General features: G+C 50.2%; 13 protein-coding genes. 6 read left to right on the forward strand and 7 right to left on the reverse strand.

Annotated elements, in window-relative coordinates; genetic code table 11:
- Positions 1–99: 99 nt before the first annotated feature.
- The 6 genes from yiaY to D9734_RS08020 form a co-directional block, all read right to left on the reverse strand.
- Positions 100–1,251 carry an L-threonine dehydrogenase gene (gene yiaY / locus D9734_RS07995; protein WP_130206658.1) on the reverse strand — a complete coding sequence of 384 codons (1,152 nt, stop codon included), beginning with the start codon at positions 1,249–1,251 and terminating at the stop codon, positions 100–102.
- 189 nt (positions 1,252–1,440) lie between these two features.
- On the reverse strand, positions 1,441–3,285 hold the full coding sequence (selB, locus tag D9734_RS08000) for a selenocysteine-specific translation elongation factor (protein WP_130206660.1): 1,845 nt from the start codon (positions 3,283–3,285) through the stop codon (positions 1,441–1,443).
- The gene (gene selA, locus D9734_RS08005; protein ID WP_130206662.1) at positions 3,282–4,673 is read right to left on the reverse strand and encodes an L-seryl-tRNA(Sec) selenium transferase; all 1,392 of its coding nucleotides are present in this window, start codon (positions 4,671–4,673) and stop codon (positions 3,282–3,284) included. Before selA ends, selB begins: the two co-directional genes overlap by 4 nt.
- Before the next feature lie 97 nt (positions 4,674–4,770).
- Positions 4,771–5,379 carry a glutathione S-transferase gene (locus D9734_RS08010; RefSeq protein WP_130206664.1) on the reverse strand — a complete coding sequence of 203 codons (609 nt, stop codon included), beginning with the start codon at positions 5,377–5,379 and terminating at the stop codon, positions 4,771–4,773.
- 70 nt (positions 5,380–5,449) lie between these two features.
- Positions 5,450–6,586 (reverse strand): HlyD family secretion protein, encoded by a 1,137-nt coding sequence (locus D9734_RS08015; RefSeq protein ID WP_000364939.1) that lies wholly within the window; start codon positions 6,584–6,586, stop codon positions 5,450–5,452.
- Between the two features lie 2 nt (positions 6,587–6,588).
- Complete coding sequence (locus tag D9734_RS08020; protein ID WP_130206666.1) at positions 6,589–6,951, reverse strand: DUF3302 domain-containing protein; 363 nt, start codon at positions 6,949–6,951, stop codon at positions 6,589–6,591.
- A 535-nt stretch (positions 6,952–7,486) separates the two neighbouring features.
- Here D9734_RS08020 and mtlA point away from each other — a divergent pair.
- The 3 genes from mtlA (at position 7,487) to mtlR (ending at position 11,494) form a co-directional block, all read left to right on the forward strand.
- On the forward strand, positions 7,487–9,400 hold the full coding sequence (mtlA, locus tag D9734_RS08025; RefSeq protein WP_130206668.1) for a PTS mannitol transporter subunit IICBA: 1,914 nt from the start codon (positions 7,487–7,489) through the stop codon (positions 9,398–9,400).
- Between the two features lie 361 nt (positions 9,401–9,761).
- Positions 9,762–10,907 carry a mannitol-1-phosphate 5-dehydrogenase gene (gene mtlD / locus D9734_RS08030; RefSeq protein ID WP_130206670.1) on the forward strand — a complete coding sequence of 382 codons (1,146 nt, stop codon included), beginning with the start codon at positions 9,762–9,764 and terminating at the stop codon, positions 10,905–10,907.
- On the forward strand, positions 10,907–11,494 hold the full coding sequence (mtlR, locus tag D9734_RS08035) for a mannitol operon repressor MtlR (RefSeq protein WP_130206672.1): 588 nt from the start codon (positions 10,907–10,909) through the stop codon (positions 11,492–11,494). The genes mtlD and mtlR overlap by 1 nt, the downstream gene beginning before the upstream one ends.
- A gap of 4 nt (positions 11,495–11,498) precedes the next feature.
- Here the strand turns inward: mtlR and yibT are convergent, their stop codons facing one another.
- A complete protein-coding gene (gene yibT / locus D9734_RS08040) occupies positions 11,499–11,708 on the reverse strand; it encodes a protein YibT (protein WP_130206674.1) in 210 nt (69 codons plus the stop codon).
- 279 nt (positions 11,709–11,987) lie between these two features.
- On the opposite strand from yibT, the gene D9734_RS08045 reads away from it, so the two are divergent.
- The 3 genes from D9734_RS08045 to D9734_RS23505 form a co-directional block, all read left to right on the forward strand.
- On the forward strand, positions 11,988–12,350 hold the full coding sequence (locus tag D9734_RS08045; protein ID WP_000665680.1) for a YibL family ribosome-associated protein: 363 nt from the start codon (positions 11,988–11,990) through the stop codon (positions 12,348–12,350).
- Positions 12,351–12,885: 535 nt separating this feature from the next.
- Positions 12,886–13,569, forward strand: a complete 684-nt coding sequence (locus tag D9734_RS08050) for a DUF3251 domain-containing protein (protein WP_130206676.1) — start codon at positions 12,886–12,888, stop codon at positions 13,567–13,569.
- A 43-nt stretch (positions 13,570–13,612) separates the two neighbouring features.
- The coding region (locus tag D9734_RS23505) for an ESPR-type extended signal peptide-containing protein (RefSeq protein ID WP_276320413.1) at positions 13,613–15,537 on the forward strand (1,925 nt) is incomplete at its 3' end.

Raw genomic sequence — 15,537 nt, forward strand, 5'->3', positions numbered from 1 at the left:
CAATATTGAGATAGTGTATAGCAGACTAAAGAAACTATCTCAAAAATCGCAAATTTTGAGATAGCGGCTGACAATACGCCAGCCGCAAGAGAATGGGGATTACATTGCAGCGCGATAAATCGCCACAATTTCTTCCTCAGTTGCCTGAATCGGGTTAGTAAAGCCACAAGCGTCTTTCAGGGCATTGCTTGCCAGCTCCGGGAAATCTTCTTCTTTAACGTTCAGGTCACGCAGACCTGCCGGGATATCCACTTTCTTCGCCAGGTCGCGAATCGCGTTAATACAGGCTTCTGCCCCTTCAGCATCATTTTTACCTGTGACGTTCACACCCATCGCCGCGGCGCAGTCACGCAAACGTGATGCAACAACTTTGCTGTTATATAACTGCACGTGCGGCAGCAGAATGGCATTACAAACGCCGTGCGGTAGATCGTAAAAGCCACCTAACTGATGCGCCATCGCATGAACATAACCCAGAGAAGCGTTATTGAATGCCATACCTGCGAGGAACTGGGCATAAGCCATTGCTTCACGCGCTTTAGCGTTGCTGCCATCTTCGACGGCTAACGGTAGATTTTCTGCAATCATGGTCATTGCTTTCAGCGCACAGGCATCAGTAATTGGCGTTGCCGCAATAGACACATACGCTTCGATGGCATGAGTGAGAGCATCCATCCCGGTAGCTGCGGTCAGTGACTTAGGCATACCGATCATCAGCGAGGAATCATTAACCGAAAGCAGCGGGGTAACGTGTTTATCCACAATCGCCATTTTGATATGTCGCACTTCGTCGGTGATGATGCAAAAACGGGTCATTTCAGATGCTGTACCCGCCGTGGTATTAATGGCAATCATCGGCAACTGTGGTTTTGCAGAGCGGTCTACGCCTTCATAATCACGGATATCACCACCGTTAGCGGCTACCAGTGCAATACCTTTTGCGCAGTCGTGCGGAGAACCGCCGCCTAAGGAGATCACGCTGTCGCAGTTATTTTCCTTCAACATTTTCAAACCTTCTGCGACATTCTTCGTGGTCGGATTAGGTTGGGTACCCTCATAAATAATGCTAAAAATATTGCGGTCATATAAGGCTTTTTGTACCTCTCCCGCCATACCTAATTTCGCTAGCATTCTGTCAGTAACAATTAATATACGGCGAAAACCATATTCCTCCATCATATTCAGCGCATCTTTTAAAGAATCTTCGCCAATGACATTAACAGAAGGAATAAAAAATGTGGAAGCTGCCATAACACACTCCAGAACGAGGGTAAAAGGGCGGGCAGCTTACAGAGGATTTATATTTAAAAAGTTGATCGATATTATTCTTTTTAGAATCGTATATTAAAAAAAGCACATTAGACTCATGTTCTAATGCGCTTTTTCAAAATTTATAAGACTTTTAAAGTAATTCGCATTTAATATGAATTAATCATTATCTTATTTATGCGAAAATAATAATGCGTCACGCAATAAATGATCATTTCCCCGACGACGCGTAAAACCAATGCGGTCAAAATATTCCAGAATTTGAATTGCCAGTTTTCGACCAACACCTAAGCGATCGCGGAAATCCGCCGCACAGGTCGAGCCACACTCCTGATCGAGATCGCGGATCATGTTGGCAAACTCGACAATCCGATCGTTACGGTAATAACGATCTTTAACGATCGCCGTAATTATCCCCTGCTGCGCCGCCTGCCGTAGTGTCAGGCGCATTGCCTGTTCGTCAGTTCCCGTCTCTTTTGCCAGGTCACGCACCCACCACGGCTCGTTGCCAAACAGCGGTTCCACTTTTTGCCAGATTGCTTGCTGCTCTTCGCTAAATCCCGCTTTGTGATCCGGCAGATGCAGCCAACCATGATGGCTGTGAATGTCGCCGCTTTCGCGCATCTTTTCAATCAGCAACAGCACCAGTGCTTCATCTTCCATCGGCAACGCCATGCGCCGCAGACGCTCGCGTCCTGGACCAGGTTCATCGCGATGTTGCTCATGATAAGTTGCTAATGTGTCGAGAATTTTACGTTGCCAGCGGGCGGCAACTGGAGCGTTCAACAAACTGTAACCAGCCTGAATATAGCCCGGCTGTTGCAGTAATTCGCGCATCCCTTCACCATTGAGCTGACGCGCCCAGGCGAAATCGGCAAGGTTAACCGCACCGCGCTCCAGATGAACGGTCAGTGCGTCGGCATCGCTTTGTGTGCGTGCCAGTGACGCCAGCCATTGCAGATATTCCGGCTTACGTTTACCGCGACGCGGCGGGTTAAGCATCACCACCCGCGCCCCCGCCAACGTGTTACGGGCAGAGATATCGCGCAGCACCAGGCGATCGTTATCCGCCAGCCACAGCGGCGTGTCGAACACCAGCTCGGCAAGGTTATCTTCCAGCAGCGAAACGCGTCCCGTAACGTGGCTGGCGGCGTGGTGAATATGCAGCGGCTGCCACTGGGTCAGCGGCGTATGGGTTTGTAACTCGACAATCACTCGTGTGAACGGCTCTGGCGGCACATCGGCAAGCAGCCAGTCGCCACGGTTAATCTGTTCTTTTTCCGCATCACCAGCGATGTTAAGCGCGATACGCTGCCCGGCATGGGCGGTTTCTGTTGGCTGGTTTTGCGCATGCAGCGCACGCACGCGCATCGGTTTATTTACACCTGTCAGCCATAGTGAATCACCTACCTTCACTTCCCCGCTTAACGCCGTACCAGTGACCACCAGCCCGGCACCTTTTACGGTAAATGCGCGGTCGATAGCGAGTCGGAAACTATGTTGGCTGGCGTGTTCGCGTTCCGGCAACTGAAGCAGATGATCGCGCAGGGCATCAATTCCCCGTCCTTCGGTCGCTGCGGTGATAAACAGTTTTGCCTCAGCAAAACCGTATTCCCGCAGCACCTCCTTTACCTGGCGTTCAACCTCATCAACACGCGCTTCGTCCACGCGATCGGCTTTAGTCAATGCCACTGTCAGCATCGGGTTACCGGTAAGCTGCAAAATCGCCAGATGCTCACGGGTCTGTGCCATCACGCCGTCATCGCACGCCACCACCAGCAGCGCGTGATCAATACCTCCGACGCCCGCCAGCATGTTGGAAAGAAACTTTTCATGACCGGGAACGTCGATAAAACCAGGCACGCGTCCATCTGGCTGCGGCCAGTAGGCATAGCCGAGATCGATGGTCATCCCACGCTTCTTTTCTTCCGGCAGACGGTCAGCATTTACGCCCGTAATCGCCTGTAATAACGTCGTTTTGCCGTGGTCAACGTGTCCGGCAGTCGCAATAATCATTTCAACAACATCTCCAAAAACCGTTGCTCATCTTCAAGGCAGCGTAGGTCCAGCCACAGACGCCCGTCATAAATGCGCCCAATCACCGGAATCGGCAATTCACGCCAGCGAGCAGCTAATGACTCAAGGTGGCTACCGCGTCCGTCATGAGGCGTAAACGTCAATGCCGCGCTCGGCAGACGATCCACCGGCAGCGAACCACTGCCAATCTGCGAAAGGCATGGCATAACCTGTACCGCAAACTCCGCGCCATAGTGAGCGGCAAGGGGTGCCTGCAACCGTTGCGCCTGGATTTGAATGACCTCTGCGCTGCGGGTAAGCAGACGCAGGGTCGGTAATTTTTCACTCAGTGCTTCAGGGTGTAAATAAAGACGCAACGTGGCTTCCAGCGCCGCGAGTGTCATTTTATCTGCACGTAATGCACGTTTCAGCGGGTGACTCTGCAAACGCGCGATCATCTCTTTTTTACCAACGATAATCCCTGCCTGCGGCCCGCCTAACAACTTGTCGCCGGAGAAGCTCACCAGGCTGACGCCCGCCGCAATCAACTCCTGCGGCATAGGCTCTTTTGGCAAACCATACTGACTGAGATCCACCAGCGAACCACTGCCTAAATCAGTCACCACGGGAACATCCAGTTCTTTGCCGAGCGCCACCAGTTCAGCTTCGTCTATCGCTTTGGTGAAGCCTTGAATGCTGTAATTACTGGTATGCACCTTCATCAGCAGCGCGGTATTTTCATTCACTGCCTGACGATAATCATTCGCGTGCGTGCGGTTGGTGGTCCCTACTTCATGTAGGGTGCAGCCTGCCTGACGCATGACATCGGGAATACGAAACGCGCCGCCAATCTCCACCAGTTCGCCGCGAGAAACCACCACTTCTTTACCACTGGCAGTAGCTGCCAACATCAGCAGCACCGCCGCCGCATTGTTATTGACGATACAGGCATCTTCTGCGCCGGTGATGCGACATAACAACTGCGCCAGCGCACGATCGCGATGCCCGCGTCCGGCGTCATCCAGATCATATTCCAGCGTCACCGGCAAACGCATAACTTGCGTAACAGCCTCAACCGCCGCTTCCGCCTGCAATGCCCGCCCAAGATTAGTATGCAGCACGGTTCCCGTCAGGTTGATCACCGGACGCAGCGCGCTCTGCGCCTCTTTCGCCAGACGAGCATCAACCTCTTGCGCCCAGTTTTCACACCATGCAGGCAGCGACTGGCTGTCGCGAATCATTTCCCGCGCTTCGTCAAGCATCTGACGCAGCAACTCCACGACACGGGTATGGCCATAAGTATCACGCAAAGAAAGGAAAGAGCTATCACGCAATAAGCGATCGATAGCTGGAAGTTGACTATAGAGGGAACGCGTTTCGGTTGTCATAGGAAACCAGGCTCATCAAGGCCCTCTCGCACGGAGAAGGGCGTTTAACATAACCACGGATTGTAACGTGAGATGGGTCAGGAGGACATATCGCGCATCAAGCCTTTGGCGGTTCGGTGCGAGCGAAGCTTTCGCGGCTAAAGAGATTCTCGACCAGTTTGACTAAGTGTGGGCGGTCCACACACCAGCCCGGCGCAACGCGGCGGAAATTGAGATACCCGACGGCACAGGCAATGGCGATAGTCGCCAGATTGACTGTATCAGTTTTGAGCGTGCCATCGACCAGATATCCTTCCAGCACATCCAGGCTGCGGTTGATTTTCTCCCGCTGGCGTAACAATTCATCTTCAGACTGCTGCGCCGCCGGACGCGCCTGTTCACGCACCGACACCAGCCCGGCATCCATAATGCCATCCGCCAGCGCCTCAATTTTGCGCACTCGCAACGACTCCAGCGGATCGCGCGGCAACATCGCCGGAGCAACATTCATTAATTCAATATATTCGGCGATGATCGGCGAATCAAACCAGCATTCGCCCTCTTCGGTCACCAGCACCGGCACTTTCCCTAACGGGTTAAATTGCGCCACGCCATTGTCCGCGCTATAGGGCAGTTCATTAATAAATTCGAAAGTTATGCCCTTTTCTAACAACAGAATAGAAAGTTTGCGTACAAACGGGCTGGTGTAGCTACCGACGAGTTTCATGCCGAGTCCTTTGTGCGAGGAAAAATATCAGTATGGCCCAGGCTCACGCAAAACACAGGTGATATAGGTCTCAATGATCCAAATAAAGATAATGCATCCAACTGGTCATTCTTAGCAGTACCTTCCGCATCACCGAAACATGGCTGAAATGGTCGGAGTAAACCGCCACCTGGGCGTAGATGCCGTCGGGTAAGGCATCGATATCATCGTTAGGGTCCAGTTCAATGGTTCCCAGCACACCGTCCGTGCCGGGCACGACCGTTAATGATTGCAGTACCCCCTGCGCCTGATACGAGCCGCCAGGCACGACAGGTAAAATACTGGTCAGTTTGCCGTGGAACACCTGCCCAGGCAGCGCGTTAAACACCACTTCCGCATCATCGCCGGGTTTCAGACGTAACAGCGAGTTTTGCCGAAATTGGGCGACAATTTGCCGTTTTTGCTCAGGGATGAAAACCATAACCGGACGCAGCGGCAAGGCAGCTGCGTATGTACCTGGGCGGATCAGTACCTGAGTAACGTAGCCATTGCTTGGCGCGCGAATGACGGTCTGCTCAAGGTTATATTTTGCTTCAGTAAGTTGCGCTCTTAAGCTCACAATCTGCGATTGCTCACCGTTGACCATGCTGTCGAGCTGGCTCTGGATCTGCGCCTGCTCCGCCACCGAGCCTTTCACTAACGCATCCTGCGCGAGGAAATTTTGCCGCGCATCGTCGATGTCACGTTCCGAGAACGGATTCACCGCCGCCTGGCTGCCTTTCAGGTAGCGTTGATAATTTTTAAACAGCCGATCGCGCTCCGCTGAAACCTGAGTGGTGTTAGCCTGCGCTTCAGTGAGCTGCGCCCGCAGCGTTTTGATGTTATGCGTCGCCGTCATCAGATCAGCCTGAAGTCTGTCTACTCGCGCCTGGTAACGTACCGGGTCGAGCTTAAAAAGCACCTCGCCCTTCTGAATAAGCTGATTATTTTTATCGGTGACTTCAGTCACGATCCCCGTCACCTGTGGCGTGATAGGGATAGCTATCACCGCCTTTTGCGCCGTAAAAGTGTAGGGATGGTTATAATTCATCAGTAAAATCAAACCACTCACCAAAAACACACCGCCGAGCGCCGCCGTCGCCAGCGTCCACTGATTCACCGGAATGCGGAAGATTTTAAATACTGCCCACGCCAGCGCCACGTAAGTTAAGACAATCAACAGATCCATGATTAGATCTCCGGAAACGTGGAGTAGTCAGGTTTTTTCTCGGCGGCGAGTTGATGTTCCAGCCGGGAGATACGGTCAGAAAGCGCAGCGATGTCCGGGTCAGGCGCCCTCTCTTGCGGCGTAATATGCGACTGCATCCCCCAGCCGCGTTCCGGTTGGTAAAGCGTGGCCCAGATCCACAGGAACGGCCAGATAATGTGGAGCGTAAACAAGCTGACCCACCCTGCGGTATGAATGGCATCGGCATGAGGATGGTTGCGCTTTTTGGCAATCAGATAGGGGATGTCATGTATCGCGATGATTCCATAAAAAATCACCAGAAAGACGAAGATCAGCACTCCCAACGCGAAATAGTTTAGAAACATAGCTGCCTCGAATTCACGCTTATCAGAGTTGTTATGGGCTGGCAGCCAGATACGCGTCGGGCTGATTATTTGACAATAATCCGGGTTTGCGATTCTCGCCATCACACCGAAGAATAATTTTAAGAAGCGATGAGTTGCTTAGTTACATAACGATTTTATGACTAAGGCATAACATGCTGTAGATCACATCAGGTGAACGCCGTGAGAAAATATTTTGTGATTTAGATCACAAAGATTCAACAAACCGTCAAAATAAAAATGTGACGTTACTCACATTTAAATGCCATTTTTAGCGAAAATCGCCGTCTTGTTGCTTTTTTACACAAGCGTTTTGTGATGAACATCACGTCAATTACCTCTCTACCCCCTATATTTATGTGATTGACATCACACAAAAGGCCATCAACTGGACAGTTAACCGATTCAGTGCCAGATTTCGCAGTATCTACAAGGTCCGGCTACCTCTGCCGCCACATTAACAAAAAACCTCGGGCTTCCAGCCTGCGCGACAGCAAACATAAGAAGGGGTGTTTTTATGTCATCCGATATTAAGATCAAAGTGCAAAGCTTTGGTCGTTTCCTCAGCAACATGGTGATGCCGAATATCGGCGCGTTTATCGCGTGGGGTATCATCACCGCGTTATTTATTCCAACAGGGTGGTTACCGAACGAAACGCTGGCGAAGCTGGTCGGGCCGATGATCACCTACCTCCTGCCGCTACTGATCGGTTATACCGGTGGTAAGCTGGTAGGCGGCGAACGTGGCGGCGTAGTCGGTGCCATCACCACCATGGGCGTTATCGTCGGCGCAGATATGCCGATGTTCCTCGGTTCTATGATTGCAGGTCCGCTGGGTGGCTGGTGCATTAAGCATTTCGACCGCTGGGTAGACGGTAAAATCAAATCCGGTTTTGAGATGCTGGTGAACAACTTCTCTGCCGGTATCATGGGGATGATCCTCGCTATTCTGGCATTCATGGGGATTGGTCCGCTGGTTGAAGCCCTGTCCAAAATGCTGGCTGCGGGCGTTAACTTCATGGTTGTCCATGACATGCTGCCGCTGGCGTCCATCTTTGTTGAGCCAGCGAAAATCCTTTTCCTCAACAACGCCATTAACCACGGTATCTTCTCGCCGCTGGGTATTCAGCAGTCCCATGAACTGGGTAAATCCATCTTCTTCCTGATTGAAGCTAACCCGGGTCCGGGTATGGGTGTTCTGCTGGCGTACATGTTCTTTGGTCGTGGTAGCGCTAAACAGTCTGCGGGCGGTGCGGCAATCATCCACTTCCTGGGTGGTATCCACGAAATTTACTTCCCGTATGTGTTGATGAACCCGCGTCTGATTCTGGCCGTTATCCTCGGCGGTATGACTGGCGTGTTCACGCTGACTATTCTGGGCGGTGGTTTGGTTTCTCCGGCATCTCCGGGTTCTATCCTCGCGGTACTGGCGATGACGCCAAAAGGTGCTTATTTCGCTAACATCGCAGGTGTGTGTGCGGCGATGGCTGTGTCCTTCGTTGTCTCTGCTATTTTGCTGAAAACCAGCAAAGTAAAAGAAGAAGATGATATTGAAGCTGCAGCACGTCGCGTTCAGGAAATGAAAGCTGAGTCTAAAGGCGCGTCTCCGCTGTCTGCTGGCGATGTGACTAACGACCTGAGCCACGTACGTAAAATCATCGTTGCCTGTGACGCCGGTATGGGTTCCAGTGCGATGGGCGCAGGTGTGCTGCGTAAGAAAATTCAGGATGCGGGTCTGTCGCAGATTTCAGTTACCAACAGCGCGATCAACAACCTACCGCCGGATGTGGACCTGGTCATCACTCACCGTGATCTGACCGAACGCGCTATGCGCCAGGTTCCGCAGGCACAACATATTTCGCTGACTAACTTCCTCGATAGCGGCCTGTACACCAGCCTGACTGAACGTCTGGTTGCTGCCCAGCGTCATACTGAAAACGAAGTGAAAGTAAAAGACAGCCTGAAAGACAGCTTTGACGATTCTAATGCCAACCTGTTCAAGCTCGGCGCGGAAAACATCTTCCTCGGTCGCAAAGCGGCCACCAAAGAAGAAGCGATTCGTTTTGCTGGCGAGCAGCTGGTGAAAGGCGGTTATGTTGAGCCGGAATACGTACAGGCGATGCTGGACCGTGAAAAACTGACCCCGACTTACCTGGGTGAGTCTATCGCCGTGCCGCACGGTACGGTTGAAGCGAAAGATCGCGTGCTGAAAACGGGCGTCGTGTTCTGCCAGTACCCGGAAGGCGTGCGCTTCGGTGAAGAAGAAGATGACATTGCCCGTCTGGTGATTGGTATTGCAGCCCGTAACAACGAGCACATTCAGGTTATCACCAGCCTGACCAACGCCCTGGATGATGAGTCCGTCATCGAGCGTCTGGCACACACCACCAGCGTGGATGAAGTGCTGGAACTGCTGGCAGGTCGTAAGTAATCCAATCCCACCCTCTCCACATGGAGAAGGTGGGGCTGATTGCCTGATGCGCTTCGCTTATCAGGCCTACAAAACAAAGCGCAGTTTGTTGAATTTGCACGATTGTAGGCCGGATAAGGCGTTTACGCCGCATCCGGCGCTGCCCCTCTCTACATGGAGAGGGTGGGCTGATTGCCTGATGCGCTTCGCTTATCAGGCCTACAAAACAAAGCGCAGTTTGTTGAATTTGCACGTTCTTGTAGGCCAGATAAGGCGTTTACGCCGCATCCGGCGCTGCCCCTCTCCTCACGGAGAGGGTTTGGGTGAGGGAAATGCCTCACCCCAGCCCTCTCGGGTAAAAACATTGATGAAGGTTAATACTATGAAAGCATTACATTTTGGCGCAGGTAATATCGGTCGTGGCTTTATCGGTAAACTGCTGGCGGACGCGGGTATCCAACTGACGTTTGCCGATGTAAATCAGGTGGTGCTTGATGCCCTGAATGCCCGTCATAGCTATCAGGTTCATGTGGTCGGCGAAACCGAGCAGGTGGATACCGTTTCCGGTGTAAATGCCGTCAGCAGCATTGGTGATGATGTCGTTGATCTGATTGCTCAGGTTGATTTAGTCACTACCGCCGTTGGCCCGGTCGTGCTGGAACGTATAGCTCCTGCCATCGCTAAAGGGCTGGTGAAACGTAAAGAGCAAGGTAATGAATCCCCGCTGAACATCATCGCCTGTGAAAACATGGTTCGCGGCACCACGCAACTGAAAGGCCATGTGATGAACGCCCTGCCGGAAGATGCCAAAGCGTGGGTAGAAGAGCATGTTGGCTTTGTCGATTCCGCCGTTGACCGCATCGTACCGCCTTCCGCTTCTGCAACTAACGATCCGCTGGAAGTCACGGTAGAAACCTTCAGCGAATGGATTGTTGATAAAACCCAGTTCAAAGGCACACTGCCGAACATCCCAGGTATGGAATTAACAGACAACCTGATGGCATTTGTCGAGCGTAAACTCTTCACCCTGAACACAGGTCATGCTATAACCGCGTACCTCGGAAAACTGGCGGGCCATCAGACCATTCGTGATGCAATTCTCGACGAGAAAATCCGTGCAGTGGTAAAAGGTGCGATGGAAGAAAGCGGCGCTGTACTGATCAAGCGCTATGGCTTTGATGCTGACAAACATGCAGCATACATCCAGAAAATCCTCGGTCGTTTTGAAAATCCGTATCTGAAGGATGATGTGGAGCGTGTAGGGCGTCAGCCGCTGCGTAAACTGAGCGCTGGCGATCGTTTGGTAAAACCGCTGTTGGGTACGCTGGAGTACGGTTTGCCGCACAAAAACCTGATTGAAGGTATCGCCGCCGCGATGCATTTCCGTAGTGAAGATGATCCGCAGGCGCAGGAACTGGCGGCACTGATTACCGAGAAAGGCCCGCAGGAAGCGCTGGCGCAAATTTCCGGGCTTGATGCTAACAGCGAGGTAGTCGCCGAAGCAGTCACGGCTTATAACGCAAAATAATGGTAGACCAGGCGCAGAAAACCCTGCGCCTGAACAACAGATTGTCAGATATGCAGGCAACAATGGAACAAACCCAGGCCTTTGAAAACCGTGTGCTTGAGCGTCTGAATGCTGGCAAAACCGTGCGAAGCTTTTTGATCACCGCCGTTGATCTCCTGACCGAGGCGGTGAATCTTCTGGTGCTTCAGGTATTCCGCAAAGACGATTACGCGGTGAAGTATGCTGTAGAACCGTTACTCGACGGCGATGGTCCGCTGGGCGACCTTTCCGTGCGCTTAAAGCTGATTTATGGGCTTGGCGTGATTAGCCGCAACGAATATGAAGATGCGGAACTCTTGATGGCGCTGCGTGAAGAGCTGAATCACGACGGTAACGAGTATGCCTTTACCGATGATGAAATTATTGGGCCATTTGGCGAGCTGCACTGCGTGGCGGCGATCCCACCGCCGCCACAATTTGAACCAACGGATTCCAGTTTGTATGCGATGCAAATTCAGCGTTACCAACAAGCTGTGCGTTCAACAATGGTCCTTTCACTGACAGAGCTGATTTCCAAAATCAGCTTAAAAAAAGCCTTTCAAAAGTAAGCGATTACTGCTTCTCAACCTGCTTCGGCCGATAAAGCCGACGATAATACTCCAGACGTTGCAGATATAACGGCACGCTATCCTCAGGTATACCGGACGGAATAGCGTCGCGGGGAGGAAGCTTTTTCAGATACTCCCGGAACGCCTGGCTTGATGCCATAAAATCTACGGCTTTGTCGATCAGATGCGGAACGTTTTCACCTAATTTGCCCATGATAATATCTCCGTATTACCCCGCGCCGGGAATGCGCGGCCGCCAATTTTAGTTTAGGATCCAGGTCAAGATGGCATTAAGGAAAACGTGCTTATTCCTCAATGTTCACCCTCACTGGTTATCTTTTTCTTTTAATTTTACTACAAATCAAAACGTTACATGGTTTTTGAGCATGTAACTGGTTGCAAGGAAGAACTATTACAATGTCATCAGTTGTGAACAAAGTGCCTGGTCGCGCATACTAGGGACTATAAATTTATCTTTATCAGAAGCCATCAAATGAAAGAAGTCGAAAAAAACGAAATCAAACGTCTCAGCGATCGCCTGGACGCCATCCGCCATCAGCAAGCCGATCTGTCACTGGTTGAAGCCGCAGACAAATATGCCGAGCTGGAAAAAGAGAAAGCCACGCTGGAAGCTGAAATTGCGCGTCTGCGCGAAGTTCATAGCCAGAAACTCAGTAAAGAAGCGCAAAAGCTGATGAAGATGCCATTCCAGCGTGCGATTACGAAAAAAGAGCAAGCTGATATGGGCAAGCTGAAGAAGAGCGTTCGCGGGCTGGTGGTTGTGCACCCGATGACCGCACTGGGCCGTGAAATGGGCCTGCAAGAGATGACCGGGTTCTCAAAGACTGCCTTCTGATCAATGTAATCACCGCTTCCTCTATTTTTACTCGCTCCTGCTGACACATGCAGGAGCTGGTTTCAGATACCGAATATCGTTAACATTCTTAACATCGCATGTTCAATGTTGCCCGCTCGCTTGCCTCATTGTCACAGGCTAAATTCTGAAAATATTCTGCGTAATAAAAGCACTATATATAAATATTAAATATGATTATTCGTGTATTAATGCTTAATTATTTATATTTTCCAACCATCATCAAATTTATTTTATCAAAACATCCACCATACAAATATTAACTTCTTACCTTCCTCGCTTTTACTCCATTAAACATTTGACATTGATTGACACCGATCATTAAACTTCGCGCGATTTACTCATTATCATCGACAAACTAAAACAATTTGACATTTAATAATACACTCTCAATGCCCATTAATTAAAAACTCTCTCATTCATTTTTATTGTGAATATAAAATATTAAATCATTCACACAAAAAATAACTATACCGTAGTTTCCAACGCATCAGGATTATGAAAAGGAATTCATCCCATGAGCATAAAAAAAGCACTATTAAACGTGTTAACGATATCGTCACTCTGTGCATTAACGGGGTGTGACTATATTGAAAAAGTAAACTCAATCGACGAGTTCACCAGGCAGCAAGCATTGCAACAAAGTCAAATAGACGCGCTAAAAAAACAGCAAGAACAATATAAAAGCAAAATTGAACTTTTTGAAAAACAACAAAATAGCATCATAAATAGTACCAAAACGCTTGCTGGCGTCGTGAAATCAGTCAAGGACAAGCAGAATGAGTTTGTCTTCACTGAATTTAATCCGACACAAACACAATACTTCATTTTAAATAACGGCTCAGTCGGTCTAGCAGGACGCATACTGTCTATTGACGCCGTAGAAAATGGCAGCGTTATTCGTATTTCACTGGTCAACTTATTAAGCGTTCCCGTATCCAATATTGGTTTTCATGCCACCTGGGGCAACGAAAAACCTGCCGATGCTAAAGACTTAGCAAAATGGCAGCAATTACTTTTCAGCACCTCAATGAACTCCTCGCTGAAATTATTACCAGGTCAATGGCAAGACATTAACCTGACGCTGAAAGGCGTATCTCCTAATAATCTTAAATACCTGAAGCTCGCCATCAATATGGCAAACCTTCAGTTCGACGACCTTCACTCTGCTGCATATCAGCAGCGAAAAAGCAAAAAATAAATGCAGCTTCTGCGCTTATATCAAGGAATAGAGAGCATCAATAATGAACAAAATATTTAAAGTTATCTGGAATCCGGCGACGGGCAGTTACAGCGTTGCCAGCGAAACGGCGAAGAGTCGTGGCAAGAAGAGCGGACGCAGTAAGCTGTTAATTTCTGCGCTGGTCGCTGGTGGGCTGTTGTCGTCGTTTGGGGCGTTAGCAAATGCCGGTAATGATACTGGTGACAGTAACCACTACGACAGTGGTACTGGTTGGATTGCAATTGGTTATGGAGCTATCGCTAATTCATATACAAATACCAATGGTGCATCAGCAGCACTCGGTTATTATGCTAAAGCACTTGGAATGTGGAGCACAGCAATCGGCTCATACAGTCAATCGAATGGTGATTCCTCTCTGGCTTTGGGGGTAAAAGCAAAATCCGATGGCAACCGCTCTATTGCTATGGGAGCCTCATCCAATGCAACTGCAAATGCCGGCTTTGCTATATCTATGGGGGTATATGCCACTACCGATGCAGATAACGCTGTCGCTCTAGGCTATTACAGCAAAGCACTTGGCCTATCCAGTCTCGCATCAGGTTTTCACGCTGAGGCTAGAGGTGCCAAATCCATTGCAATGGGTGAATATAGCGTAGCAAACGGTGACGACGGCCTCGCATTCGGCAGACTATCCACCGCCAGCGCCGCAAACGCAATTTCTATGGGCGCTGAGAGCAAAGCCGCTGAAAATGCGACGGCCGTTGGTACCAAAGCGCAGGCAAATGGGCTTAATAGTATCGCGTTGGGCTTTGGGGGTATTGCAGATGCCGATAACACGATTGCTCTGGGTAATCAAAGCCAGGCCGTAGCTGCTGGTGCAATTGCCATCGGTCAGGGGAATAAAGCTGACGGCGTAAATGCTATCGCGCTGGGTAATGGTAGTACCACAGGCGGTGCAAATTCTATTGCTATTGGACAAGATAGTTATGCCGGTTTAGAAAATGGCATTGCAATTGGTGGTCAAGCCAGTGCTCAAGGGAAAAATTCCGTTGCTCTGGGCGCTGGTTCTGTAGCGACTGAAGAGAATTCCGTCTCTGTGGGGAACACAACAGTTCAGCGACAAATTGTCAATATGGCAGCAGGTAATATCAGCACTGACAGTACTGATGCTATCAATGGATCACAGCTTTATGCTATCAGTAAGTCAGTAGCGGACCATCTTGGTGGGGGAGCTACCGTCAATTCGCAAGGCGTCGTTACTTCCCCGAATTACAGACTGAAAAATGGTATTTATGGCAATGTTGGCGACGCCTTAGCGGATCTAAACAATAATACGATACAATGGGACTCCCTTAAAAAGGGATATAGTGCGGCACATGGTACAGATGCCACCAGCATCATCACCAACGTTAAAGCCGGCACTATTTCTGCTACCAGTACGGATGCGGTTAACGGTTCTCAGCTGAAAGCTACCAATGACGATGTCGAGGCCAATACCACCAATATCGCTACTAATACCAGCAACATTGCCACGAATACGGCAAGTATTGCCACCAACACCACCAACATCTCCAACCTGACGAATTCCGTTGGTGACCTTAAGGATGATGCCCTGCTGTGGAATGATGCTAAAAATGCATTCAGCGCCGCGCACGGCACCGATGCCACCAGCAAAATCACCAACGTACTGGCTGGCACTGTTTCTACCTCCAGCACCGATGCCATTAATGGTTCACAACTTCAAAGTACTGCAAGCACCATTACGTCCTATTTGGGCGGTGGCGCAACAATGAGTGATACCGGCGTATTTACCGGCCCTAAATATAATATTGGCGGCAATGAATACACCAACGTTGGCGCAGCTCTTACTGCTCTGGATAATGACGCCCTGTTGTGGGATGCGACCGCTAATTCAAATGCTGGTGCATTCAGCGCCGCACACGGTACCGATGCCACCAGCAAAATCACCAACGTACTGGCTGGCAC

Source organism: Escherichia sp. E14S1 (assembly GCF_004211995.1).
In the GTDB taxonomy this organism is placed as follows: Bacteria; Pseudomonadota; Gammaproteobacteria; order Enterobacterales; family Enterobacteriaceae; genus Escherichia.

Coding starts and splice junctions, on each gene's coding strand:
- yiaY (WP_130206658.1), bottom strand. CDS start 1,251: ATGGCAGCTTCCACATTTTTTATTCCTTCTGTTAATGTCATTGGCGAA.
- selB (WP_130206660.1), bottom strand. CDS start 3,285: ATGATTATTGCGACTGCCGGACACGTTGACCACGGCAAAACGACGTTA.
- selA (WP_130206662.1), bottom strand. CDS start 4,673: ATGACAACCGAAACGCGTTCCCTCTATAGTCAACTTCCAGCTATCGAT.
- D9734_RS08010 (WP_130206664.1), bottom strand. CDS start 5,379: ATGAAACTCGTCGGTAGCTACACCAGCCCGTTTGTACGCAAACTTTCT.
- D9734_RS08015 (WP_000364939.1), bottom strand. CDS start 6,586: ATGGATCTGTTGATTGTCTTAACTTACGTGGCGCTGGCGTGGGCAGTA.
- D9734_RS08020 (WP_130206666.1), bottom strand. CDS start 6,951: ATGTTTCTAAACTATTTCGCGTTGGGAGTGCTGATCTTCGTCTTTCTG.
- mtlA (WP_130206668.1), top strand. CDS start 7,487: ATGTCATCCGATATTAAGATCAAAGTGCAAAGCTTTGGTCGTTTCCTC.
- mtlD (WP_130206670.1), top strand. CDS start 9,762: ATGAAAGCATTACATTTTGGCGCAGGTAATATCGGTCGTGGCTTTATC.
- mtlR (WP_130206672.1), top strand. CDS start 10,907: ATGGTAGACCAGGCGCAGAAAACCCTGCGCCTGAACAACAGATTGTCA.
- yibT (WP_130206674.1), bottom strand. CDS start 11,708: ATGGGCAAATTAGGTGAAAACGTTCCGCATCTGATCGACAAAGCCGTA.
- D9734_RS08045 (WP_000665680.1), top strand. CDS start 11,988: ATGAAAGAAGTCGAAAAAAACGAAATCAAACGTCTCAGCGATCGCCTG.
- D9734_RS08050 (WP_130206676.1), top strand. CDS start 12,886: ATGAGCATAAAAAAAGCACTATTAAACGTGTTAACGATATCGTCACTC.